The 25158-nt window shown below is 41.4% G+C and carries 18 protein-coding genes; 4 read left to right on the forward strand and 14 right to left on the reverse strand.

Going from position 1 to position 25158, the window contains the following annotated elements; all coding sequences use genetic code 11:
• Nucleotides 1-32: 32 nt before the first annotated feature.
• From DD657_RS06580 to DD657_RS06610, 7 genes are all read right to left on the reverse strand, one after another.
• On the reverse strand, nucleotides 33-1289 hold the full coding sequence (locus tag DD657_RS06580; RefSeq protein ID WP_021988314.1) for an ABC transporter permease: 1257 nt from the start codon (nucleotides 1287-1289) through the stop codon (nucleotides 33-35).
• Nucleotides 1290-1329: 40 nt separating this feature from the next.
• Nucleotides 1330-2574, reverse strand: a complete 1245-nt coding sequence (locus tag DD657_RS06585) for an ABC transporter permease (RefSeq protein ID WP_068690116.1) — start codon at nucleotides 2572-2574, stop codon at nucleotides 1330-1332.
• A 73-nt stretch (nucleotides 2575-2647) separates the two neighbouring features.
• Nucleotides 2648-3349 (reverse strand): ABC transporter ATP-binding protein, encoded by a 702-nt coding sequence (locus DD657_RS06590; RefSeq protein ID WP_021988316.1) that lies wholly within the window; start codon nucleotides 3347-3349, stop codon nucleotides 2648-2650.
• Nucleotides 3350-3569: 220 nt separating this feature from the next.
• Entirely contained in the window at nucleotides 3570-4904 is a 1335-nt protein-coding gene (locus tag DD657_RS06595) for an ABC transporter permease (protein WP_021988317.1), read from the reverse strand.
• Nucleotides 4905-4933: 29 nt separating this feature from the next.
• Nucleotides 4934-5851: an ABC transporter ATP-binding protein gene (locus DD657_RS06600; protein WP_287049122.1), complete on the reverse strand. Its 918-nt coding sequence runs from the start codon at nucleotides 5849-5851 to the stop codon at nucleotides 4934-4936.
• 60 nt (nucleotides 5852-5911) lie between these two features.
• Nucleotides 5912-6223 (reverse strand): biotin/lipoyl-containing protein, encoded by a 312-nt coding sequence (locus tag DD657_RS06605; protein WP_021988319.1) that lies wholly within the window; start codon nucleotides 6221-6223, stop codon nucleotides 5912-5914.
• A gap of 18 nt (nucleotides 6224-6241) precedes the next feature.
• On the reverse strand, nucleotides 6242-7786 hold the full coding sequence (locus DD657_RS06610) for an acyl-CoA carboxylase subunit beta (RefSeq protein ID WP_021988320.1): 1545 nt from the start codon (nucleotides 7784-7786) through the stop codon (nucleotides 6242-6244).
• A gap of 381 nt (nucleotides 7787-8167) precedes the next feature.
• Between DD657_RS06610 and DD657_RS06615 the strand changes: the two genes are divergently transcribed.
• Entirely contained in the window at nucleotides 8168-8797 is a 630-nt protein-coding gene (locus DD657_RS06615) for an NAD(P)H-dependent oxidoreductase (RefSeq protein ID WP_287049126.1), read from the forward strand.
• 35 nt (nucleotides 8798-8832) lie between these two features.
• On the opposite strand, the gene DD657_RS06620 is transcribed toward DD657_RS06615, so the two are convergent.
• The 6 genes from DD657_RS06620 to DD657_RS06645 form a co-directional block, all read right to left on the reverse strand.
• Nucleotides 8833-10023 (reverse strand): FprA family A-type flavoprotein, encoded by a 1191-nt coding sequence (locus DD657_RS06620; protein ID WP_287049127.1) that lies wholly within the window; start codon nucleotides 10021-10023, stop codon nucleotides 8833-8835.
• A gap of 119 nt (nucleotides 10024-10142) precedes the next feature.
• Nucleotides 10143-11333, reverse strand: coding sequence for a C1 family peptidase (locus DD657_RS06625; protein ID WP_287049129.1), 1191 nt, complete (start codon nucleotides 11331-11333; stop codon nucleotides 10143-10145).
• A gap of 199 nt (nucleotides 11334-11532) precedes the next feature.
• Complete coding sequence (locus DD657_RS06630) at nucleotides 11533-12435, reverse strand: CPBP family intramembrane glutamic endopeptidase (protein ID WP_021988324.1); 903 nt, start codon at nucleotides 12433-12435, stop codon at nucleotides 11533-11535.
• Between the two features lie 14 nt (nucleotides 12436-12449).
• Nucleotides 12450-15023 (reverse strand): FtsK/SpoIIIE family DNA translocase, encoded by a 2574-nt coding sequence (locus tag DD657_RS06635; protein ID WP_068690110.1) that lies wholly within the window; start codon nucleotides 15021-15023, stop codon nucleotides 12450-12452.
• 368 nt (nucleotides 15024-15391) lie between these two features.
• On the reverse strand, nucleotides 15392-17038 hold the full coding sequence (locus tag DD657_RS06640; protein WP_287049133.1) for an AMP-binding protein: 1647 nt from the start codon (nucleotides 17036-17038) through the stop codon (nucleotides 15392-15394).
• 140 nt (nucleotides 17039-17178) lie between these two features.
• On the reverse strand, nucleotides 17179-18825 hold the full coding sequence (locus DD657_RS06645) for an AMP-binding protein (RefSeq protein ID WP_068690106.1): 1647 nt from the start codon (nucleotides 18823-18825) through the stop codon (nucleotides 17179-17181).
• Between the two features lie 192 nt (nucleotides 18826-19017).
• Between DD657_RS06645 and gad the strand changes: the two genes are divergently transcribed.
• Nucleotides 19018-20418 (forward strand): glutamate decarboxylase, encoded by a 1401-nt coding sequence (gene gad, locus DD657_RS06650; RefSeq protein WP_021988327.1) that lies wholly within the window; start codon nucleotides 19018-19020, stop codon nucleotides 20416-20418.
• Between the two features lie 226 nt (nucleotides 20419-20644).
• Entirely contained in the window at nucleotides 20645-22897 is a 2253-nt protein-coding gene (locus tag DD657_RS06655; protein WP_287049136.1) for a PAS domain-containing hybrid sensor histidine kinase/response regulator, read from the forward strand.
• Nucleotides 22898-23137: 240 nt separating this feature from the next.
• Here DD657_RS06655 and DD657_RS06660 read toward each other — a convergent pair whose 3' ends face one another.
• Complete coding sequence (locus tag DD657_RS06660) at nucleotides 23138-24367, reverse strand: LruC domain-containing protein (protein WP_287049138.1); 1230 nt, start codon at nucleotides 24365-24367, stop codon at nucleotides 23138-23140.
• A gap of 254 nt (nucleotides 24368-24621) precedes the next feature.
• Between DD657_RS06660 and DD657_RS06665 the strand changes: the two genes are divergently transcribed.
• Nucleotides 24622-25116, forward strand: a complete 495-nt coding sequence (locus DD657_RS06665; RefSeq protein ID WP_021988331.1) for a GNAT family N-acetyltransferase — start codon at nucleotides 24622-24624, stop codon at nucleotides 25114-25116.
• Nucleotides 25117-25158 lie beyond the last annotated feature (42 nt).

Raw genomic sequence — 25158 nt, forward strand, 5'->3', positions numbered from 1 at the left:
ATGTTCTTTATTTTATTTTCAATTATTACATGTTATTCTTCCCGTATGGCATCGATGGCTTTTATCTGAAGAGCCCTCCAGGCCGGGATAACACCGGCCAGCAAACCGCAAATCAGTAAGACAAAAGCAGCGATTACCGCAATATAAAACGGGATTTGAGGGTGTTGGAAAAAGGTGTCTTTACTCATGTTTGCGCTTAAGACATTGTCTACCATACTGAGTATTCCGACACCGAAGGCCAGTCCGAAAAATCCGGCCAGGGCCGTTAACACCAGACTTTCACTCATAATTTGAGTCAGGATGGTTTTCGGTTTCGCGCCCAGGGCTCTCCGTATGCCTATTTCTTTTGTCCTTTCCCTTACCGTGACCATCATAATATTGCTTACTCCAACGACACCGGCCAATAATGTTCCCAATCCGACAATCCATATCAGTGCGCTGATACCCAGGAAAAGCATGCTGAACATCCGGAATTGTTTTTCTACATTCATGCTTTGTACGGCCATCGGATCGGTCGGGGATATGGAATGCCGGGCTTTCAGTAAATTTTTGATTTGATCTTCATAATCGCTTACCCTGGCTTCGTCGTATAAGGTCAGAGCGATACAATCGACGATATCCCCGCGGTTGTAAGTTTGTTGCATTACGGTATAAGGCAATATGATGGATTCATTGGAATTACCTCCGATGTTTATTTCTGTAACGGGTTCGTTTACTCCTATTACCTGATAATAGATGCCGTTGATTTTTAATAAATGTCCCAGAGGATTACCGGTGCCCTGAAACATTTCATCGTACACTTTTTTACCGATTACACAGACTTTCCGTTTGTCACGTATATCCACTTCATTTAAATAACGTCCGTAAATCATCGATTGGGGTTCGATAAAGTTGTACATGGGATTTAGCCCCTTGATGTAATATGTACCGTATTTATCGCCCCGGACCGTATTGTTGTCACTGCGGCCTCCGAATAGAATGGGGGAGATGTATTTTATTTCGGGGACCTGGGCCGCCAGCATGTCCATATCGTTGTTACGCAGGTTCCAGTAGCGTCCTTTGCGGAAACCTTTGTAAGCTTCGGTAGTGACATTGCTGAAAAAATAGGCCGAATTTTCCGCGAATCCTTCCACGCCTGCCAGTACTCCGTTTTGCAATCCGTAACCGGCCCCGGACATGACAACCAACATAAAGATACCCCAAAATACTCCGAATGCCGTCAATACACTCCGCATTTTGTTCCGGGTTATCGTAATCCATATTTCCTGCCAACGATCTATATCAAACATGTGAATTGAATATTACAAATTAATAATGAATGAGAGGCATTTATTCATAACGTAAGGCTTCTATGGGTTTAATACTGACCGCTTTTTTGGCAGGGAAGTATCCGGCTAAAAGCCCGGATATAATCAATACCATTGTCGCTGCTATGACCACCGATATGTCGACTGTCGGATTTTTAAATACACTCATATCATTGTTACCGCCACTACTTATTGCGCTGTTGATCAATTCTGTCAGCCCGACACCGGCTATCATTCCGATGTATCCGAAAAAGCTGGTGATTAACAAGGCTTCCAGTAAGATTAATTTTAAAATGGAAAAAGGAGTTGCTCCCAATGATTTCCGGATGCCGAATTCCTTGGTTCTCTCTTTCACTGTAATCAGCATAATATTACTTACACCGACTACACCGGCTATCAATGTCCCGATTCCGATCACCCAGACAAATAAGTTGATACCGTTGAATATTCCCATGGTTTGCATGTAATTTTTCAATTTATTCCATACCCACATGGCTCTGCGGTCGCTTACATCGAAAGCATGCCGCACCGCCATATTGGCCCGCATATTCTGATCGAATTCATCATTGGCTTCCTGGGTAACCAGGTCTTCAACCATAAAGGAAATTTGGCCGAATCCGTCTTCCGGATTATAGATGCGCAGAGCCGTTGTCAGTGGAATGAATACATCCGGCAATTGGTTCATATTGTCGTCTTCGTAAATACCGATGACCTGATATGCTACTTTATCTACTATGACATATTTTCCCAAAGGAGGTACTTCCCGGAATAACCCGTCGGCTGTTTTCTGGTGGATGACAATTACTTTCCGCGCCTCTTTTATGTCGGACTCGTTGATAAAACGTCCTTTTCCTGCTTTTATTTCTACGTTTTCGATAACAGCATAATCCGGAGTTATTCCGCGTAATGAGTTTGTCCCGTATTCTTTCCCGTAAGAAATGACTGTATTCCAGCGGCTGATGCTGGGAGAATAATATGAAATGTTGGGAAATTCCCGTTTCAGGAAAAATTCGTCGTTGGCATCGAATTTAATGCGGCGTCCTTTTTGTAGTCCCTGGTACGGCATACTCGTTTTGCCCGGCCACAAACTGACCGTATTTTTGGCTGAATTTCCAAAATTGGAGGAGACGCCGTTTTTCAAACCGTTGCCTGCTCCGAGTAAAAGGATCAGCATAAAAATACCCCAGGCCATAGAGAAACCTGTCAGAAAAGTCCGTAGCTTATTCTTTTTTATCGTACTGAATATTTCACGCCAGACATCGAACATAAAACGATATTATTTGAGATTATGACTGCTGTTTGTTCTGCATCTTGTATAAAGAACCCCATTCCCGGCCGGTTTATAATAAGATTTTTTCCGCCGGGGCACTTTCCGTTGTTTCAATGGAGCCGATCAATCCGTCTTTGATGTGAATGATCTTATGGGTCATGGCAGCTACGTCAGGGGCGTGAGTAACGATAATCATCGTCATCCCGGTTTGGTTGACGTCTTTTAGGATGTTCATTACTTCGATTGACGTTTTGCTATCCAAGGCGCCTGTCGGCTCATCCGCCAGGATTACCTGAGGTTTGCCTACCAATGCCCGCGCTATAGCCACCCGTTGCTTTTGTCCTCCCGACAATTCGTTAGGCATGTGTGTGGCCCATTCTTTTAATCCCAGTTTATCGAGGTATTCCATAGCTATCATGTTCCTGCGTTTCCGGGATATGCCTTGGTAGTAAAGTGGCAGGGCAACATTTTCCAACGCATTTTTGAATGAAATCAGATTGAAGGACTGAAATACGAAGCCGATCATTTTGTTCCGGTATTCGGCGGATTGAGTTTCACTTAAATTTTTGATCAGTATGTTATTGAGATAATATTCCCCTGTGTCGTAGTTATCCAGGATGCCTAATATATTCAATAATGTTGATTTTCCGGAACCTGAAGCTCCCATGATTGATACAAACTCCCCTTTTTCGATTGTCAGATCAATTCCTTTCAATACATGTAAAGGAGCTCCGTTGTTGTATGTTTTGTTGATATTCTCGAGACGAATCATTTACCCCGCGTTAAGATTAGAAATATTTGAGTTCAAAATCGTGTTTTGATTTTGCTTATTAGACGCTTGAATATATAAAAAGTTACGGTCTAAAAGAAAAGATTGTAAAATTATTTTAATGTTTACATAGCAGAGGAAAACATTGTCCGGACTTCTTTTTACAGCCCGGTGTTATTTTTATCTGATTAAAAAAGCGACTCCATCCAGAGTCGCTTTCAGATTAATATTTTAGCCACTTGTATAATTCTTTCCAGGTGACTTTTTTACCGTACATCAATATACCGATGCGGTAAATCTTTCCGGATAACCAGGTAAAGAAGATGAAAGCGGCGATGAGAGTGACAATGGAAGTGATGATTTCCCATGCCGGAACTCCGAACGGTATGCGTACCAGCATAACGATAGGCGAGGTGAAGGGGATCATCGAGCTCCAGAATACCAGGGGCGATTCGGGGCTTTTCATAGCAGCAAATCCGATATATACGGCAGCAATCAGGATAATAGACAGTGGTGTCATGAATTGCTGGGAATCGGTTTCGTTGTCTACGGCTGCGCCTATGGCTGCGAATAGAGAGGCATATAAAAGGTAACCTCCGATGAAGTAGAAAATAAAAGCACCCAGGAATGAAAGAATGAAACCGGGTTCGATTGTTTTGACTACATTCTGGATGATCTGAAGTTGTTCCGGATTTACACCGCTGGTTTGGCTCATCATAGCAATATTGGATGAATTACGTAAGGCTTCCATGTCGATGTCCGGAAGGAATATGGCTTGCAGTGCGATCATTGCAGCACCTCCCAGAATGATCCAGATCAGAAATTGTACGAGACCGACGGAGGCAACGCCGATGATTTTACCGAGTAAAAACTGGAAAGGTTTTACAGAAGATACCAATACTTCGATGATCCGGTTATTTTTTTCTTCGATAACTCCTTTCATGACCTGGGCTGCATACATAAAGATAAAGATATAGATGATAAAGCCCCCCGCCAATCCGACAATTGAAGCTATTTCTGACGAACTTTCCTTTGCTTCTCCGGATTCTGTAACCATTAATGTACGTACGGTAACCGGTGTGCGGGTAGCTGCCAGTTTTTCTTCGAGATCGGGTATTTGTGATTCGGCAATAACGACACTTTTTTTGATATTTTCAATTTTACGCCTTAGTTGTGATGATATTTCTCCTTTTAAATCCATTGTAATTTGGGAAAAGGAATAAATCGGAATTTCGGCACTGTCCATCACATTAGCCGGAATCCACATCACGGCGTAGTAATTTTCTTTATTTAAAAAGTCTGCGGCATTGGCTTCAGTGACATTTTGATCCGTATATTCAAATTTTGTGTTATTGATGGTTTCTAACGGATTTTCTAAGGAAGAAGCGTTAACAACTGCGATTCTTCTTTCCTGGGTGTCGTCTTTCAGCATCATCCACATGAGGAAAGCATAGAATAGGATGAACAGTATCGGTACGAATACCGTGACGAGCAGGAAGGTTTTTTTCCGTACTCTGGTCGAGAATTCCCGGCTTATGATGATAAATGTTTTATTCATGATCTATGAGGTTTTAGAGTATCGTAAATTTATTGGCCTTTTACCAGTTTGATAAAGATATCATTCATTCCCGGGATGATTTTCTGATAGGAGATAATATCCGTATGGGGCAAAATGCGGGCCAGTAATGTATTGGCTTCACACGGTTTTATCCGTTGCAGGATGATGTCCTGGCGGTTGCCTTCTGTTTTCTGCGAAAGGATTTCGAATTCTTCGCCGGTGAATTGTTCCGGCTGGAAGTCAGGATTATACTTACAACTCAATTCATAGGTGTCGTTTGCATATTTTTCCCGGATTTCATTGATCGGTCCTTCGATGATTTTTTTCGATTTGTTGATGAGGGCAATGTGGCTGCATATTTCCTCAACGGAAGCCATATTGTGGGTAGAAAAAATGATGGTGGTTCCTTCTTTGCGCAATTCCAGTATTTCCCGTTTTAAAAGTTCTACGTTGATCGGGTCAAATCCGCTGAACGGTTCGTCGAAAATAAGCATTTCCGGTTTATGGAGGACTGTCGTGATAAACTGTACTTTTTGGGCCATCCCTTTGGAAAGTTCTTCTACTTTTTTATCCCACCATTCTTCTATTTCGAACTTTTCGAACCAACTTTTCAGTTGTTTGACGGCTTCATTGCGGTTGAGTCCTTTTAAACGGGCTAAATATACGGCTTGTTCACCTACTTTCATTTTTTTATACAATCCTCGCTCTTCCGGCAGATAACCGATGCGATTCATATCGGCAGGCACTAACGGTTTACCGTCGAAAAAAAGTTCTCCGGAGTCGGGGCCTGTGATCTGGGTAATGATCCGGATCAAAGAAGTTTTTCCGGCTCCGTTGGGGCCGAGCAATCCATAGACAGCACCTTTGGGAATATCTATGGATACGTCATCCAATGCCTTGTGGTTGGCGTAATTTTTTACGATGTTTTTTGCAACAAAAAAACTCATGTTCTTATGTGGTTTGGGGTTAAAAAGGTAAAAGGCCGCCTTTAGACGACCTTTTTGTAATTATTCCAGTTCGATCATTAATGTTCCTTTGGGAACCTGATCTCCTTTAGTGACATAGATTTTTTTTACTTTGGCTGTAAATGGAGCAATAATTTTGTTGTCCATTTTCATTGCTTCCAGAATCAGTAAAGTATCACCTCCTTCGACGTCCTGACCTTCTTTTACGTTGATTTGAAGAATTGTCCCGGGAATGTAAGCTTCAATGAGATGCGGATTGGGTTCCGTCCAGGCTTTCCGGTTTATCCACTTTTGCGTAAAAGTAGTTTTGTATTCAACTCCGTCGATTTGTAATTTTTCGTATTTTGTAGCCATACTGTGTTCTCCTTTCTGCTAAAATGGTGGGATACCGTGTTTTTTCTGCGGAACCATGACGGTTTTGTTACTGGAAACTTCGATGGAATGCTTGAGTAACATACGTGTTTCTTCCGGTTCGATTACAGAATCAATATATCCTTTAGAAGCAGCTACATAAGGGTTTGCGAATTTTTCACGGTATTCGGCCACTTTTTGCTTACGTGTTTCGTTCGGATGATCGGATTCTTTGATTTCTTTTTTGAAAATGATATTGGCAGCACCTTCAGGTCCCATAACGGCAATTTCAGCCGTCGGCCATGCAAACATAAAGTCTGCTTTCAGGTGACGGGAGTTCATGGCGATATAACCTCCGCCGTATGCTTTACGCAAAATGACAGTGATCTTGGGAACTGTAGCTTCGCTATATGCATATAATACTTTGGCCCCGTGACGGATTACACCCATGTGTTCCTGTTCTACACCCGGCAGATAGCCCGGCATATCTTCGAAAGTCACAATCGGGATATTGAATGCATCACAGAAACGGATAAAACGTCCGGCTTTATCTGCGGAGTCACAATCGAGTACTCCGGCCAGTACCAAAGGTTGATTGGCTACAAAACCGACGGTTTCTCCGTCAATGCGTCCGAAACCGATCACGATATTCTGGGCAAAGTCCTGTTGTACTTCCATAAAATCCGAATCGTCGGCTATAGCCATGATGATATCGCGTACATCGTACGGTTGTGTCGGGTCGGCGGGAAGTATGTTGTTGATTTTGTATTCCGGTTTTGGCGGTTTTGCCGGGAAAGCTTTGGCTTTACGCTGGTTGTTCCATGAAATAAAGGTAAGCAGGCGTTTGATTTGTTCGAAACATTCCTGCTCCGTCATGGCAAAGAAATGGGCATTACCGCTGATGGCTGCATGTACCCGTGCTCCCCCGAGGTCTTCCATGGAAACAACTTCTCCCAATACGGTTTTTACAACTTCCGGACCGGTAATGAACATTTTGGAAATATTATCTACCACGAAGACAAAGTCCGTTAATGCAGGAGAATATACGGCACCACCGGCACAAGGACCGAGGATAACAGATAACTGGGGAATAACTCCAGAAGCCATTGTGTTTCTGAAAAATATCTCGCCATAACCGGCTAAAGAGTCTACACCTTCCTGAATACGTGCACCACCGGAATCGTTGATACCGATAAGCGGCATCCGCATTTTGAGGGCATGATCCATGATTTTGGTGATTTTCCGGGCATGCATCAATCCCAATGAACCTCCGGCTACGGTGAAGTCCTGTGCATAGATAGCAACCGGCTCTCCGTAAACGGTACCGGTACCTATTACTACACCGTCTCCGTGCAGCACTTTTTTGTCCATGTCGAAATCCTTGGATTGGTGCTCTACGAACATATCGTATTCATGAAAAGAACCTGCATCAACAATACCCTGAATTCTTTCCCGGGCTGTCAATTTCCCCATGGCATTCTGTTTCTTGATCGCCTCTTCACCACCACCCTGGAGAACAATTTCTTTTCTCTTCCTTAAATCGAGAATATTCCTTTTAAGTGACATATTTATTGTTTTTGTTAATAATTTGCACGTCGTCCTAAAGAGGTGCGTGCATATTTTTTCAGACGGCAATGTTAATAAAAAAAAATGATTAAAAAAATAACCTCGGCTCGCTATAAGTGTTAAAATATTGATTGATTGTATTTTAATACCAGTTTATTTTACCTTATTCAAATTACGGAAAATTATAAAATCTTAAGGAATCCGGTTTTAAAATGGCTTTGGCCCCTCTGTTTGTCATTTTGATTTAAAATTAATGAATTTTCTTCATTTCGTCTGGAACCGGCTTCTGGTTTACGTTTCTCAGTCTTGTTTCCGGAAGTGTAACCCGTTTTCGTTTTACCCGTTTAATTATGGACTGATTTTAAATTAAAAATGACAACAATGCATACGAGTTTTAAAGATAAAGACGGAGTAAGGAGCAAACATTTGATTATTCTGGCACATCCGGATCCCGCATCTTTGAGTGTTGCTTATAAGGATGAGGTAGTAAAATTAACACAGAAAGCCGGTAGCGAGGCAATTGTCCGGGATTTGTATAATATCGGTTTCCATCCGGTATTGAGTGGGGAGGATTTTGCTGCATTCAAGGAGGGAAAAGTACCTGCAGATATTAAATTGGAGCAGGATTACATTCGTTGTGCAGATTTGATTACTTTTATTTATCCTATTTGGTGGGCAGGTATGCCTGCCATGATGAAAGGGTATATCGACCGGGTGTTCAGCCGCGGATTTGCTTATGATATTGTCGGTTTAGGGGAGATTAAAAAGTTATTGACCGGGAAAAGAGTTGTCGTTCTGAATAATTTTGGGATGACTTATGACGAATATGAGCAATCGGGTATGTTGGATGCTTTGAAAAGAACAAGTGACATCGGTATTTTTGAGTTTTGCGGAATGGAGGTTGAAGCGCATCATTTTTTCGGACGTATGGATAAAGCATCGCGGGAAGAATGCTGCGGTCATGTACGGATGTTGGGCTTTTTGTATGAGAAATTTTTACCGGCGCGTTGATAAAATAAAATGGAGGCAAATAACTGCCTCCATTTTTAAGCTTTTAATTTTTCCGCCATAGCGTAGGCGATGGCTTTACAATCTTCGACATCCTGATTTTTCGGATGGCCGGATGCATCGGCATGGGGAGCAACGATTTCCCATTTCATTTTATCGGCGAATTGGGTAAAACGGGGAAGAGCTCCTCCTGACCAGGTTTTGTTGGCAAAAAAGGCCAGATAGTGATTCTTTACACCGATGTGCTCCAGTTCGCTTAATAAGGTTTCCATCGTGGGAAATATACCGCCGTTATACGAGCAACTTCCCAGTATTACTCCTTTGTACCGGAAAATATCATTGATCAGGTAAGACGGATGGGTTTTTGACGTATCGTGAATACGGATTTTCCGGATACCTTTTTCTGCCAGGAAACGTCCGATCATGTCTGCCATGTTCTCGGTGTGTCCATACATACTGCTGAATGCAATAACAACACCTTCCTCTGTTTCATATCTGCTCCATTTGTCATATTTGGCTATGATGTCTTTTATATGGGAACGCCAGATCGGCCCGTGTGTGGCGCATATCATATCGATGGGTAAGGTACCGAGTTTTTTCAATGCCGTTTGTGCCGGAACTCCGTATTTACCGACAATGTTCGAGTAATAACGGCTGATTTCTTCCTCCAGATAGTCAAGGTCGAGCTGATCGTCGAAAATACCTCCGTCTAATGTTCCGAATGCACCGAATATATCTCCGCTGAACAATATATGTTCGGAGGGAAGATAGGTAACCATTGTTTCAGGCCAATGAAGCATGGGAGCCATGTAAAATTGCAGTTTACGGCTTCCCAGATCCAGTGTACTTCCTTCTTTAACTTCCAATAAGTTATGGTGTATGCCGTAAAAATTTTCCAGCATGGGGAAGGTTTTGCAGTTGCCTACAATAGTCATATCCGGATAGTGGCATAATAAAGCTTTTATTACTCCGGAGTGATCCGGCTCCATATGGTTCACAATCAGGTAATCTACCTTTTTACCGTTTAATGTCGTTTCCAGGCTTTCCAGGTAATCATCCATACGGCTTCTTTCAACCGTATCTACGACAACGACTTTTTCATCTACGATAACGTATGAATTGTAAGCGACTCCTTTGGGTAAAGGCCAATAGTTTTCAAACAGATGAGTCCTACGGTCATTTACACCGATCCGGTATATCCCTTTCTTTAATTCTACCGCTTGGTTCATGATTTGATATTTTTAGTTGTTCTATTTTTGTGCAAAAATTCTTTGTTTTAAGAGATACAAAGATAAAAAAAAGTCGCCACATAGCGAGTGTAACGACTTTTTAAGGATTTTTTCCGTTATTATTTGATACCCAACTTCTTTTTCAGATCTTTAGGAAGTGCATCCTTATGGATCATAATAGACGTGGTTTTGTATGCAAGGAACGGATAAGATACATATAAGTAACCGTGGTATTTATTATAATCTCCCCATGAATTTTTTACGACAAAATATTTGTTACCTGCTTGATCGACAGCCTTTCCGACAACGTGCATGCCGTGATCGTCCTGGGTCTGGTAATTGTCGAAAGCTTCCTGGCGCATTTCCTGGGTAATTTCTTTTTCTTTGCCCGGTTTGTCGAATTTATACAATTGTGCGTCTTTTTCTTTTTTAGAAAGAGCGACCCATTTTGTAATTTCGGCATTACTCATGTCTTTGATATCTGCTGTGGGTACGATTGCTATACCATCACGCGAGAATCCTCTCTCGGAAACATCCGAACCCCAGGAGAAACTGTAACCTTTGTCGATAGCCTTGTCCAATACATCCATCAATTCGTCCAGCGGAATATTGTAACTCATTTCTCCGATCCAGTTGTCCGGAACTTCCAGAGCAAATTGAGTATAGAAAGGGTGATGAGTGAAGGAAGTCAGACTGATGTAATCGTCCATATTTAATCCCGTGGCTTCTTTGTAAAAAGACATAGGTGTATATTCTTTTCCTTTGTACGTGAATTTTTCCGGAATTTCCCCCAGATAAGCATCCAGAACTCCGTCGTATCCGCGTTTCCAGGCAGTGCTGAGTTTACGGTTGGGATTGGAAACGACGACATCCAGATAAGCTTTTAAAATGCCGTCCAACTCTCCGTGTACATGTACGTCTTCACCGTAGTTCAAACCTTTGTATACTTCCAGGGGTACAATACCGTAATTTTTAATGGCCCAGGTTACATCGGCAGAAGCACCTCCCTGACCGAAATTGAGTTTACCGTGCATACGAACGTATTTGTCTGCTTTTTCATTGTACGTATGCCAAACGATAAACATTGGGGACAGGCTGACAGAATCTTTCCCCAGACGCATCATTTCAGTTTCCAGAAAAGATATGGTTGACCAGGACCAGCAGGTACCTGCTCTGTCTTGAGACTTTACGGAAGTTGCAGGTAATCGTTTGAGTTCCGTAAATTTGTAACCTTCGGCTTCTTTGTTATCCTGTGCATAAACAGATAAAGCCAAAGCCAGCATTAAAACCAATGATGTGATTTTCTTCATAGAGATACTTATTTAATCGTTTGTAATTATAATTGTATATTTTATTTAGCAAATGCTTTCAAAGATAATTTGAAAATTTGAAAATACGAAGATTTGGAAACGTTTTCGTGTTATTTTATTACTAAAATAGGCAGAAAAATATAAAATCCTTATTCGTAACGAATGTGAACTTTACGAATAAGGAGAATAACGGCTGATTTTATAAAGAGGATTCCTCCGGACGGATGTTGTCTTTCAGAAATTTGTATTTTTTGTTGCAAATACCGATAAAGATGACTCCGGCAATGAACATGATGATGGCATCGAGATGCGAGCCTGTCGGGTTCATGTCTTTGAATAAAGCGTGCGTTTGTAGAGCCGAGGCTTCCGATGTGAAGGTAATGGCTGCCATAAAATTATTGGCCAGGTGGAGTCCGATAGCCAGTTCCAAACCATCGTCCATGATAGCGATAAACCCTAAAATCAATCCCATGAGGATATATTGGGGAAGGGCAACTTCTACGCCGAATGCTTTTATTTCCGGATTACTGATATGCATCAGGCCGAAAAGAATGGCGATAAAAAGGAAAGATATCCATTTGGATTTAAAGAACAATGCGGCACCCTGCATTAGGTAGCCCCGGAACATGATTTCCTCAAATCCTGTCTGAAAAGGAAGAAACAGGATGGAAATCAATACCAGCATAAAGAAATTCAAAGGATCGAACTGGAAGACGATGTCTGCATCTTCGGAAGATAATATCGTGATTGCAAGAGAAATCAAGGTCAGTATGGCCCATACGGCTGCTCCGAAAAAGAGTCTTCCCCAGTCGAATTTCGGACGGGCGGTAACGATATCCAGGTAATTTTTTTTATGTAAAAACTTTGCACAGAAGAATAAAGCGAAGAATCCGCCGACAAAAGTGAGCAGACTGAGTGCCAAACCTGTATTCGTGGAGGTTATGGTTCCGATATTGCCTTGCATGGCAGCTTCCGGGTTACAAATGAACAGGTAAACGGCTAACGGGATGCCTGACAGTTGAGTGGCAATAAAAACGATGAGTATCGTAACAACGTATAAGAACCAATTGTTTTTTCCGGTGTATGCTTTTTCGATGAACATGATTTTTGTAAATTTTAAAATTTATCACCTAGGTTTTTCAATAATATTTCCAGACTATATTCGTCGGGGATCAGTACTTGCCGGGCTTTACTTCCTTCGAACGGACCGACGACACCGGCTGCTTCGAGTTGGTCGATAATGCGTCCGGCCCGGTTATAGCCGATGGAGAAACGGCGTTGTATGGATGAGGTCGAACCTTGCTGAGAGTTGACAACTAAACGGGCCGCCTCTTCAAAAAGCGGGTCTTTGGTACCTAAATCTGCTTCGGAGATACTGCCTCCTCCTTCATTTTCAGGTATATATTCCGGAAGAGCAAATGCCGAGGGATAAGATTGCTGACCGGCAATAAAGTTGGTAATGGCATCTATTTCCGGAGTATCGACAAAGGCACATTGTACCCGGGTCATTTCGCTGCCGACAGAAATCAGCATATCCCCCCGTCCGATCAACTGATTGGCCCCCGGAGAGTCTAAAATGGTGCGGGAATCGATCATAGAGGCTACTTTAAAAGCTATACGTGCGGGAAAATTGGCTTTTATGACACCGGTAATGATATTGGTCGACGGCCTTTGTGTAGCGATGATCATGTGGATACCTACGGCCCGCGCTAATTGTGCAATACGGGCAATCGGTTGCTCAACATCTTTGCCGGCGGTCATGATCAGGTCGGCGAACTCATCGACTACAACTACAATATAGGGCAGATATTTGTGTCCCTTGTTCGGATTCAGCTGGCGTTTTACGAATTTTTCATTGTATTCTTTAATATTTCTGACCTGTGCTTCCTTTAAAAGGTCGTATCGACTGTCCATTTCTATGCACAGGGAGTTCAGGGTGTTGATTACTTTGGAGGTTTCCGTGATAATGGCTTCGTCTTCATCCGGTAGCTTGGCCAGGAAATGTTTTTCGATAACCGAATAGATGCTCAGTTCTACTTTTTTGGGGTCGACCATGACAAATTTTAATTGGGCCGGATGCTTTTTATACAGCAAAGAGGTAATGATGGCATTCAGTCCTACTGATTTTCCTTGTCCTGTGGCTCCTGCAACCAATAAATGAGGCATTTTGGCCAGATCGAAAGTATACGTTTCGTTTGAAATGGTACGTCCCATCGCAATCGGAAGGGCATATTTGGATTCCTGGAATTTTTTCGATGCGATAATTCCCCGCATGGAAACAACTTCCGGATTCTGATTCGGAACTTCGATACCGATGGTACCGGCTCCGGGTATCGGGGCTATAATACGTATCCCTAAAGCAGCCAGGCTTAAAGCAATATCGTCTTCCAGGTTCTTGATTTTTGAAATCTTTACTCCGGGGGCCGGGATGATTTCATATAAAGTAACGGTCGGTCCGATGGTAGCTTTGATTTTGACAATCTCGATTTTATAGTTTCGAAGGGTTTCGACGATCTTATTTTTATTTTCGTCCAACTCTTCCTGGGTTACTTTGGGATTGCCGCTGGAATGCTCCTCCAATAAATCCAGATTGGGGTAGCGGTAGTTAGAGAGATCCAGTGTCGGATCGTAGTCTCCTTGCGGTTGGAGATTGGTAGACAGGGTTTCTTCCTTATTTTCGTCATTGATCGTTAATTCGACAGCTTCCGAATCCGGCGTGTCCGGCTTATCTTTTTCCGGAATATCGGTACTCTGAATGTCTGAAAGATCGTTTGGAAGTTCGAAATCTTCGATTGAAACCGGAATATTTTCAAAACCGGGTTCCGGCCTCTCTGCCTCCTGTTTTTCAGCCTCTTTTTCTGTTTCAAAGGTAAAGGGTGCATTCAGATATTCATCTTCCGGAAATTTGTCGAATTCTTTGCCCGGATCGAATTCCGGATCTTCGGTTGTATTTGTCAGGAGATCTTCCGGTAAGTCTGCAAGACCGGCGACAGTCTCCTTAATATCTTCCGGGGCTGTTACATTATCCGTGGTTTTGACTACCTTGGCTTTGGGAGAAAACAGATGCTTGATAAAGCCGATGCATTTGTAAAATGTTTTTTCGAATCCGAAAAATAACAGGATTGCAAAAGTCAATAACAGGATAAAGAAAGTCCCGATACCTCCGATAACGGAATTCAGCCATTGGGAAACAAAATAGCCGTGTGCACCTCCCGGGTATAAATAAGAAGAAGAAATATTCAGGAGTGTATAGGATAACTCAGAAACATAACCTAAAAACAAAGATATCCAGATGATACCGAATATACTGAGGATGATTTTTTTCGGAAAATTACGGATGGTTTTTCCGGCAATGCATATGCCGGCCAATATAAAGATATAGCAAAAAATGAAGGATGATAATCCAAACCACCGGTTGATCAGTAAATCAGAAAACCAGGCTCCTATCTTTCCGGCCGGATTTCCGGCTGTAATTTCCGGGTTTGCGATAATTTGACGCAAGCCTCTGTCGATTAAACTTTGGTCGATTCCTCCCGTAAAGAAAAATCCGATCATGGAAAAAAGAAGATAGAGAGAGAATAATATCAGAGTTAGGCCCACAATAAAGCGGGTTCGGGGTTCTTTTAAAAATGACAGATTAAAATCAACCTGTTTTTTTTCAGCAGGTCGCCGACTCGTTGTTTTTTTCATCCTAAATACTTATTACTAAAACAGGATAAGTTTAAATACCTGATTGAAAACCAATTGTAAAGATTGTTTTTAGAAACGCCATTGTCGTGTTTTTCGCATACGAAGATACGAATTAATTGAAAATTGAAAGTTGAAAATTGAAAATTATTTGAAACCGCTTCCGTGCCGGAGCAGGTTATGGAAAAATAGAAGCCTGATGTAACGGAGGTGTTTCGTGTCGTATGGGAATATCAGACAACTAAAAGATTACAGGAAAATAATATTGGAATGAGCGGATTTACTCATTTTTATTTGAAAAGAGCCTGACACTTAGATCGTCTTTATCCGTGGTTACGAAATTACGACCACGAATAAAGACAAGTTTATTTTTACTTGTATAAGAATCTTTTAATACTTCTTTTCGGTGTTTTTTCAAATTCTTCGTTATAGATTTTGATTCTGGAAATCTGACTGTATGCAGGTAGCAGGTGATTGAGTTCCTTCAAATTCGTTTCCAGTATTTTAGGAAGATCGGTATCGCTGATGTGATTTGCATTTACCGCATCAAAATCCGGATATACGAGAGCTACTAATTTGCCTTCCTGTTCTACGACGATAGATTCGGTGACATACAGCATATTGTTCAGCCGGTCTTCGATTTCCTCCGGATAGATGTTTTGTCCGCTGGGCCCCAGGATCATGTTTTTGCATCTGCCTTTGATGAACAGATAACCGTCGGCATCTATTAAGCCGAGGTCACCGGTATGTAACCAGCCTTCTTTGTCTAATGCGGCGGCGGTTGCTTCCGGGTTTTTATAGTATCCGGTCATGACACAATCTCCTTTGGCCAGAATTTCCCCGACGACATGTTGCGGATCGTCTGAGTCGATACGAAGCTCTACCCGGGGAACGGCTTTACCGCAGGACCCTTGTTTGAAGGTTTGCCAATCGTCATAACTTAGCAACGGTCCGCATTCCGTCATACCGTATCCGACAGTATAAGGGAAACGGATCGATCTCAGGAAGCTTTCCACTTCTTTATTTAACGCAGCTCCTCCGACAATGAGTTCTTTGAATTTTCCTCCGAACGCCTGAATTACTTTTTGTCGGATGGTATCTCTTATTTTATCATTGATGATCGGAATGTTCATCAATATTTTCATATGTGGCTTCTCAATGGTAGGGAAGATTCTTTTTTTGATGATTTTTTCGATAACCAACGGTACAGTGATGATTAAATTCGGTTTTACCTCGGCGAATGCGTCGGCGATAATTTTGGGCGAGGGAGTACGTGACAGAAAATGAATGTGCATTCCGCTGGCAAATTCGTATATGAATTCAAAAGCCAGTCCGTACATATGTGCCATAGGCAGCATACTGACGATCTGTTCTCCCGGAGTAAGTCCGAAAACGCCGAGGGCGAATTTGAGATTGGTCCACAAACTACGGTAGGGGAGCATTACTCCCTTAGAGGAACTGGTTGTACCGGAGGTATAGTTGATCATTGCCAGTTCATCGGGCCGGTCGTAATTGTATTTTACATTCTCTGCCATGAAGCGTTCCGGAAATTTTTTTCCGAATAATTCATTCAAACGTTCGCGTGCTTTCGTAAGGGATTTTTTATTGGAATGACGCAAGGAAAAATCTTCAATCCGTATAGCACCGTCGATGTCGGGCATAGCCGATTCGTCCAGATTTTCCCAGACGACATCGCCGACAAAAAGCAACCGGGCTTCCGAATGATTTACAATGTGGTGTATGTTGTCCGGTTTGAATTCGTTCAGGATCGGTACTGCAACAGCTCCGTATGTAAGAGTTGCCAGGAAAGCAATTCCCCACGTCGACATATTTCGGCTGCATAGGGCGATTTTATCTCCTTTGCGAATGTTGCTGTGTTCGAAAAGAATGTGTAGTTTTTCGATTTTCCGGGCTACATCTTTGTAAGAAGAAGTTACTCCTTTAAAATCGGTGAGAGAAGGTTTGTCCCAATTATTTTTTATACTTTGTTCGATATATTGAATAAAGCTTTCTTCCATAATGACTTTTTTTAAGCCTTCAAATATAATTTTTTTAATAATAAATCGGAAAGAAAAATTGAAATTTAAGGATTTGGAAAAAGGTTAAATTGCTGACAGTTATTTGTTTGTCGTTTTATAAATGTATCCCGTGTGTGGACTTATTGGTACAAATAGCGTTTGATGCTTCGTTTAGGCGTTTTCTCAAATTCTTCCTGGCGAATGCGTATGCGACTGATTTGACTGTATCCCGGTAGAATTTCATTCAGTTGTTTCCGGTTTTGTTCCAGTTGTTTGGTCAGGGCCGTGTCTGAAAGTTTAGCGTTTCGGGCTGCTTCGAAATCCGGATAAATAAGAGCAACCAGTTTGCCCTCGTGCTCGATGACTAAAGATTCTGCCACATAAGGCATGACATTCAGCTTGTCTTCTATTTCCTCTGGATAAATGTTTTGCCCGCTCGGACCGAGTATCATATTTTTGCTTCTTCCTTTGATGTAAAGGTAACCGCTTTCGTCTATAATTCCGAGGTCTCCGGTATGTAGCCATCCCTCTTCGTCCAGAGCTGCGGCTGTGGCTTGCGGATTTTTATAATATCCTTTCATGACATTGTCGCCTCTGACTAAGATTTCTCCGACAATGCGGTGGGGATTTGCCGAATCGATTTTTAGTTCGATCCGGTCTATGGCTTTACCGCAAGAACCCAAACGGAATGTCCGCCAATCGTCGAAAGAGATACCCGGACCGCATTCGGTCATTCCGTAACCTACGGTATAGGGGAAACGAATATCTGCCAGGAATGCTTCGACTTCGTGATTCAAAGCTGCACCTCCGACAGCCAATAACTTGAATTGTCCTCCGAAAGCATCCAATACTTTTTGTTTGATGGAGGCTTTTACTTTGTTATTTAGGATCGGGATTCTCATAAACAGGCGTATATGCCTTTTTTGAAGGTGGGGTAAAACACCTTTACGGATAACTTTTTCAATGATCAGAGGAACGGCAACAATCAGGTTGGGGCGTATGTTTTGGAAAACTTCCGCAATGACCCGCGGGGATGGGGTTTTAGCTAGGAAATAAACCTGTGTGCCGCTGGCAAAAGGATAAATAAATTCGAATGCCAGTCCGTACATGTGAGCCATTGTCAGAATGGCGACCAGCTTTTCTCCGGGGTGATATCCCATTTGGTCCAATGCGAAACGGAGATTCGACCACATACTTAGATAAGGCAGAACGACGCCTTTGGAAGCACTGGTCGTACCTGAAGTATAGTTGATCATGGCTATTTCTTCCGGTTGGTCTTTCCGGTAGCTGACGTCGTCGACGGTGAAACGATCCGGAAATTTTTCTCCGAAGAGACGATTGACTTGTTTGCGGGCATCTCTGATAACGGGTTTGCTGATTTCTTTGACAACATAGTCTTCCATGCGTATGACACCGTCCAGGTGTGGCATGTGTTGGTGGTCCAGTTGTTCCCAGTTCGAATCTCCGACGAACAGTAAACGGGCTTCGGAGTGGTTTATAATGTGATGAATATTATCGGCTTTGAATTCGTGTAATATCGGAATGGCAACAGCTCCGTAAGTCAATGTCGCCAGAAAAGCGATTCCCCAATTGGCACTGTTCCGGCTGCAAAGTGCAATTTTTTCTCCTTTTTGGATGCCGCAGGCATTGAAAAATAAATGTAGTTTTTCAATTTTTCGAGCTACATCCCGGTAGGTGTAAGTTACACCTTTATAGTCGCATAAGGCGACTAGGTCCCAATGGCTTTTAATACTGTATTCGATAAGGTATATAAAACTGTTTTCCATACGGATGTTTATTGGTTTTTCTACTTATACTGTTAATTCCGGAAAAAGTTAAAACGGAGAAGGTGAAAACAGTGTTAGGGCTTGTCTTTCTTCGTTAAATAATGTGAGGTGTGAAACTAAAAGGATATCAGCCCGTACTTAGTGAACGAACTTAGAAATGATTCTATTTTAATATTTTAAAGTTATTTGGTTATGAAAAAAACAGAAAATCCAAACACGCCTATTTTTGGAACTTCAGAAGAAGCTCGTGTAGCACCTAAATTTGAAATGCCGGAGAATTCGATGCCGGGAGAGGTGGCTTATCAGATCATACATGATGAAGCTATGCTGGATGGTAATTCTCGCCTTAATCTGGCTACGTTTGTTACTACCTGGATGGACGATTATGCACGCCGGGTAATGACGGAAAATATGGATAAAAATATGATTGATAAAACGGAATATCCTCAAACGGCCGAAATTGAACGTCGTTGTGTAAATATTCTGGCTAAATTATGGAATTCTCCGGAGCCTCCTTATTGCACCGGTACCAGTACCGTAGGTTCTTCTGAAGCTTGTATGCTGGGGGGAATTGCTGCCTTGAAGCGGTGGCAGAAACGTCGTCGGGCAAAAGGACTTCCCACCGATAAACCCAATTTTATTATTTCTACCTGTATGCAGGTTGTATGGGAAAAGTTTGCCATCTATTGGGATGTAGAAATGCGTATGGTGCCGGTTACGGCTGAAAAAATCACACTGGACCCGCAAGATGTTGTCAAAATGTGTGACGAGAATACGATTTGTGTCGTTCCCATTCAGGGGGTAACCATTACCGGATTGGATGATAATGTTAAAGAAATCAACGATGCATTGGATAAACTCAATAAAGAAAAAGGCTGGGAAATTTGTATTCATGTGGATGCGGCTACCGGTGGTTTTATTCATCCCTTTATCGATCCGGAAACACTTTGGGATTTCCGTTTGAAATGGGTGTTATCCATCAGTACTTCCGGTCATAAATTTGGTCTGGTATATCCGGGCGTAGGCTGGGTGGTTTGGAAAGACAAAAAATATCTGCCTGAAGAAATGAACTTTGCCGTGAATTATCTGGGGGCTAATATTCCGAGTATTTCCATTAACTTTTCCCGTCCGGGTAATCAGGTCCTGGCACAGTATTATCAGTTTTTGCGTTTAGGAATGGAAGGCTACCGTCAGATACAGCAAAATTGTCTCGATGTTTGTGCTTATTTGCGGAAACAACTGAAAGAAATGGGTATTTTTGAATTTTTGAGTGAGAAAAACCCGAATCCGTTATTTATCTGGAAGCTGAAAGATGATCCGAACCGGAAATGGACTCTTTATGATTTATCGGATGCTTTGCATGTCGAAGGCTGGCAAGTACCGGCTTATACGATGCCTAAAGCCATGGAGGATGTCGTAATCATGCGGATTGTCGTTCGTCAGGGAACAGGAATCGATTTAGCCGATTTGTTGATGCAGGATATTCGCCGGAGTGTTGAAGTTTTGAATAAATTGGAAGAGCCGACGAACAGTGCTATTCAATGGAAGAATAAGATTCCGCAGAAACCCAGAGGTTTCAATCACGCTCGATAGAGTTGTAGTAAATTGTTAAATATGGCCTTGGAACAATGATTTTATATTGTTCCAAGGTTATTTTTTGCAGACAGGTTATAATAGAAGCGTCTTCTGTCTTGTTTACGGATTGAATATATAGTATCCGTAAGGGGGATATCTTTTTTTCAATATAGTTGAATATCATATTTATTTTCGTTTATTTTTCTTATCTATGCGGCGTAATTGTGCTAATAAAGTCCCGGTTATGAAGATTTCTGATGAATACATAGAGATATTTTTGTCACAGGCGACAGAAGTCGGAAATATCTTATTCTGGAGATATTTTTGCAGATCGGCAAAGTTTGAAATATTGGGGAAAAGGAATTATTTTTTCGAAGAATTACAATTACCTGTAAGGGAAAAAAACGATATTTCTGTTTATTGCTGTTGCATTTTCCCGGAAGATCAGCAGCATTTTCAAGATATTGTATCGGGAAATTTTCCGGAAGAAGGTGGGGATTATACTTATCGATTGTATGCTGCCGGAGAAACGAGATACCATAAATGCCGCTACAGCCGGTTGAAAACAGAGGAGGGCGATATCGTACTCGGCACATTGGCGGACGAGACATATAAAGTCAAATCCCAGGAAAAGGAAACCTTGTTTGAGTATATCGCCAAATATTCGAATATCGGGATTTTTTCTTATGCCCCGGTTACGGGCAAAGGAGAGATGAGCGAAACGTGGTGCGAGAATTTTGGGATTCCTTTCGGACTTCCTTTTAAGGAGTCTATGCAGGAATTTATGAAACATATACATCCCGAAGACCGGGATCGGATTAAGCAGGTCGGATTACAGCTTCGGCGTGGAGAAAAAATATTTATGGATGAAGAGTTCCGTATCAATACCGGTGATTCCGTCAAATGGATGAGATATATTGCTATTGTCCGGAAATATTCCGGGGACAATGATTTGCAGATTATAGGTTTGAATCAGGATATCACTCATATAAAAAAGCAGGAAGAACGGAATCAAAAGATTTTGGAAGCTTTACCGGATTTCATTTTTATTTTCGATACTAATTTCTTTATCTGCGATTTATTGAAATCGGCTGAAATACAACTTTTACACTCCTTGGAAGAATTGGTAGGGGCTGATGGGCGTACTATTTTTTCTGAAGATGTTTCAGCGCTATATATTGAATCGATAAATCAATGTCTGCGGTCGGGCAAGTTAATTGAAATCGAATATTATCTGGATGCCCGAGGGAGTAGACATTATTTTCAGGCCCGAATGGTTCCCTTTGAAAATAATAAAGTGCTGGCATTGATTCATGATATCAGCGACCGGGTAAAGTATATGCAGGAATTGATCGATGCTAAACAGAAAGCAGAAACAGCCGATAAATTGAAATCTGCTTTTTTGGCCAATATGAGTCACGAGATCCGTACTCCTCTGAATGCTATTATCGGTTTTTCAGATTTACTTATGACAGCCGTTGAGCCGGAAGAAAAAGAAGAGTATATACAAATTATCAATGCTAATAATGATTTATTACTGAAACTGATCAATGATATATTGGATCTTTCGCGGATAGAGTCGGGATCGATGGAACTGAAATATGAAGAATTCGATTTGGCCGAATATTTTAATGAAATTGCATCTTCTATGCAGCAAAGGATGAATAATCCGAATGTACGTTTGCTTTCTGTGAATCCTTATACCTGTTGTATCGTGAAGCTGGATAAAAGCCGGTTTGCGCAAATTCTGACGAATTATGTTACCAATGCCATTAAATACACTTCCAAAGGGTTTATTGAAATGGGATATGGGGAGGTGGATGGGGGCATTCGTTTGTATGTTAAGGATACCGGAATAGGCATTGCCGATGATAAAAAAGCAAAGGTATTCAGCCGTTTTGAAAAACTGGATGAGTTTGCGCAAGGCACGGGACTCGGGCTTTCGATATGTAAAGCTATTGCAGATGTGTGCGGAGGCGGTGTGGGGTTTGAGTCGGAATACGGACAAGGTTCCGTATTTTGGGCAATTTTACCCTGTTCCGTAAGTGTGACGGGTGATAAGGGAGAAAAAGATAATAAGCAGGAATCAGTAATTGAGGATTGGACGGAAAGAGAGGTTTTGACCGATGTAAAATCGATGAACCGGAAACTCATACTGGTGGCTGAAGATATTCAAAGTAACTATTTGCTGATTTCTGCATCACTTCAGAAAGATTACGATTTAATTCGGGCGGTAAACGGGAAGGAAGCTGTTGAGATTGTACGAACGGTACCCGGGATCGATTTGGTATTGATGGATATGAAGATGCCTGAAACGGATGGGATGACGGCTACAAGAGAGATCCGGACGTTTAATAAAAAATTACCGATTATAGCTTTGACAGCTTATGCTTTTGATACGGATAAGCAGGCAGCATTAGCTGCCGGATGTAACGATTATCTTGTAAAACCCATCGATAAGGTAAAATTGAGAGCTGTTTTGCAAAAATATGGCTGAATGAATTCTCAGTTTACCGGATTGTGTATCCCTTTGTCCGGTATTCGGAGGGGAATATTCGTGGATAGAGTCGTTTTATGTTGCATTTAAATAATTAAAAACCACCATGAGCCGGGTGGCTGCATGGTGGTGTAAAATTTAAGTTATAATAATTTCGTATAGATTTAAAATTACCCGTCTACCTGATTCGTTATCAGATTCTTTAATTTAAAATCATAACTCAGCAATGAAAACGTTCTCTTAATCGATAACCTTGCCGCTTACCGGATATTTGTACCAATCTTTGTTTTGAGTACCATTGCTGCTTACCCATTTTCCGAACTTGGGATAGGCTTCGATAAAATCGGTTTTTTCAATAGCATGCTTAATATTTACCGGAACTTTAATGCCCCATACAAAACCGTCTTTGTCGCAGTAAGGTGTAGACGACATTAAATCATTGGCATCCGTTTCGTAGTTCTGGTAATAAGCCGTAGGGGAATAACCTCTTAAATGAATTTCCTTGTCTGCTGTCAGAAAGAAATTCTGATTGGTCGTTGCTACAGATGCAACTAAAGCCTGAGTTTTTTCAAGGTTATTAAAACTATTTATTTTTAATTTTATGGTAGCTGTAATGAGTTGGTTTTTATCAACTTCGTGTCCTTTTTCTGTATTGTAGAATTGCGCTCCGTTCTGTCCTTTTAAAGCAGATGTGCCTTCAAATACAAATACTGCCGGTCCTTCTTCATTCGGATTTAAGAATTTTACTTTTACGATTTCCTGATCCTGGCTGATATCGTAAGAGTCGATGTATTTAGCCGGCAGGGCATCCAATTGAAAGCCTAACTGATAATTATATGATCCCCCGATGGCTTTGAACTGGATGTTGATGTCCAATCCTTCGTGATTGTATACCTCCGGTCTGCCGCCTCCGCTTATTCTACCGGTAATGTCGTAATGGATCACGAAATCGTTGAAATCATAGTCTCCTTTGACAGGCCAATAGTCTTCGAACATAATCGTTCCCCGGCTGATATAATGTGTGAGCTCATATTTGTAAATATCATCGTCTTTCATTTCATACTCTGCATCTTCCGGAAGTTTGATTGCCTGTGTAGCCCTTGTTGCCTTGACAACGACAGGCATGACTTCTTTTTTTCCGTTCTGTAACGGAAATTGCAGGTATAAAGTCTGGGTTGAAGCTGGATACTCTAGCATAATTTCGTTCGGCGTTGCAGATACAGGTACCTGTGCAATCAGTTGATCTTCATTGCAGCTTTCATCTGTAAAAATAGAAGCTACGGTCTCGACCGGTGCACTGATAATATAGTTGGCACTTGCCGTCATTTGCCAGTTAAATCCTTTGGGAACAGCTAAATCCGAGGTATGTTTAACTTTATCCGGATCGTACACTCCGTGATCTTTTTCACAGGATATCAATAGAGTGACGATACTTAATGTACTGATAAAAAATAAGTAAATCTTTTTCATGATTCAAATTTATGACACTACAAAGATAATATCTTTAAATATAATTTTTTATATAAAAAAATAATTTTATATAAAAAAGTGTTTTACATGATCGGTTATTTTAAAATAAAGAGATTTTCTTTATAAATTCGGGAAATATTGACGTTCTTCGGTTTTTATTTTGTTATTTTTATTTTTTAATCAATTCGGTTGATCGCATGGTATGACGATATTTTCCGGGACAGGATCTATACCGGATGTAAAAATGATGAATGATGGATATTATTTCAATTCGGAAACAACCGCAGTATTTGGAAAAAGCGATTGCTTATTTTCAGGATAAATGGGCCGGTAATGTTAATAAAATGATATATGATGATTGTCTGAAACATGGCATAGATGCGTCCAATCCTTTGCCTCAGTTTTATCTTTTGGTAAAACAGGACGAGATTATTGGTTGTGCCGGTCTGATTACCAATGATTTCAATTCCCGAATGGAGCTTTATCCGTGGTTGTCAGCTCTATTTATCGAAGAAAAATACAGAGGAAATAATTACGGACGTCTTTTAATCGAAGAGGCTGAAAAAGATGCTTTGAAAGCAGGATTCACCAAGTTGTATTTGTGTACAGATCATACTTCTTATTATGAACGGTTCGGATTTACCTATATAGGAGAATGTTATCATCCCTGGGGAGGACATTCCCGGGTTTATGAGATCGGTTTATGTAATAAAGAGGATCATAGAAAAAGAACATCGATTTCCCGTTGAATGTATAGAGGCCGGACAGATGCTTCTGTTTTGTGATTGACA

The sequence above is a fragment of the Culturomica sp. genome (genome assembly GCF_003524185.1).
In the GTDB taxonomy this organism is placed as follows: Bacteria; Bacteroidota; Bacteroidia; order Bacteroidales; family Marinifilaceae; genus Culturomica; species Culturomica massiliensis.

Bases quoted from the DNA above. Each gene is read 5' to 3' on its own strand.
- DD657_RS06580 (WP_021988314.1), bottom strand. From the start codon at position 1,289: ATGTTTGATATAGATCGTTGGCAGGAAATATGGATTACGATAACCCGG.
- DD657_RS06585 (WP_068690116.1), bottom strand. From the start codon at position 2,574: ATGTTCGATGTCTGGCGTGAAATATTCAGTACGATAAAAAAGAATAAG.
- DD657_RS06590 (WP_021988316.1), bottom strand. From the start codon at position 3,349: ATGATTCGTCTCGAGAATATCAACAAAACATACAACAACGGAGCTCCT.
- DD657_RS06595 (WP_021988317.1), bottom strand. From the start codon at position 4,904: ATGAATAAAACATTTATCATCATAAGCCGGGAATTCTCGACCAGAGTA.
- DD657_RS06600 (WP_287049122.1), bottom strand. From the start codon at position 5,851: ATGAGTTTTTTTGTTGCAAAAAACATCGTAAAAAATTACGCCAACCAC.
- DD657_RS06605 (WP_021988319.1), bottom strand. From the start codon at position 6,223: ATGGCTACAAAATACGAAAAATTACAAATCGACGGAGTTGAATACAAA.
- DD657_RS06610 (WP_021988320.1), bottom strand. From the start codon at position 7,786: ATGTCACTTAAAAGGAATATTCTCGATTTAAGGAAGAGAAAAGAAATT.
- DD657_RS06615 (WP_287049126.1), top strand. From the start codon at position 8,168: ATGCATACGAGTTTTAAAGATAAAGACGGAGTAAGGAGCAAACATTTG.
- DD657_RS06620 (WP_287049127.1), bottom strand. From the start codon at position 10,023: ATGAACCAAGCGGTAGAATTAAAGAAAGGGATATACCGGATCGGTGTA.
- DD657_RS06625 (WP_287049129.1), bottom strand. From the start codon at position 11,333: ATGAAGAAAATCACATCATTGGTTTTAATGCTGGCTTTGGCTTTATCT.
- DD657_RS06630 (WP_021988324.1), bottom strand. From the start codon at position 12,435: ATGTTCATCGAAAAAGCATACACCGGAAAAAACAATTGGTTCTTATAC.
- DD657_RS06635 (WP_068690110.1), bottom strand. From the start codon at position 15,023: ATGAAAAAAACAACGAGTCGGCGACCTGCTGAAAAAAAACAGGTTGAT.
- DD657_RS06640 (WP_287049133.1), bottom strand. From the start codon at position 17,038: ATGGAAGAAAGCTTTATTCAATATATCGAACAAAGTATAAAAAATAAT.
- DD657_RS06645 (WP_068690106.1), bottom strand. From the start codon at position 18,825: ATGGAAAACAGTTTTATATACCTTATCGAATACAGTATTAAAAGCCAT.
- gad (WP_021988327.1), top strand. From the start codon at position 19,018: ATGAAAAAAACAGAAAATCCAAACACGCCTATTTTTGGAACTTCAGAA.
- DD657_RS06655 (WP_287049136.1), top strand. From the start codon at position 20,645: ATGAAGATTTCTGATGAATACATAGAGATATTTTTGTCACAGGCGACA.
- DD657_RS06660 (WP_287049138.1), bottom strand. From the start codon at position 24,367: ATGAAAAAGATTTACTTATTTTTTATCAGTACATTAAGTATCGTCACT.
- DD657_RS06665 (WP_021988331.1), top strand. From the start codon at position 24,622: ATGGATATTATTTCAATTCGGAAACAACCGCAGTATTTGGAAAAAGCG.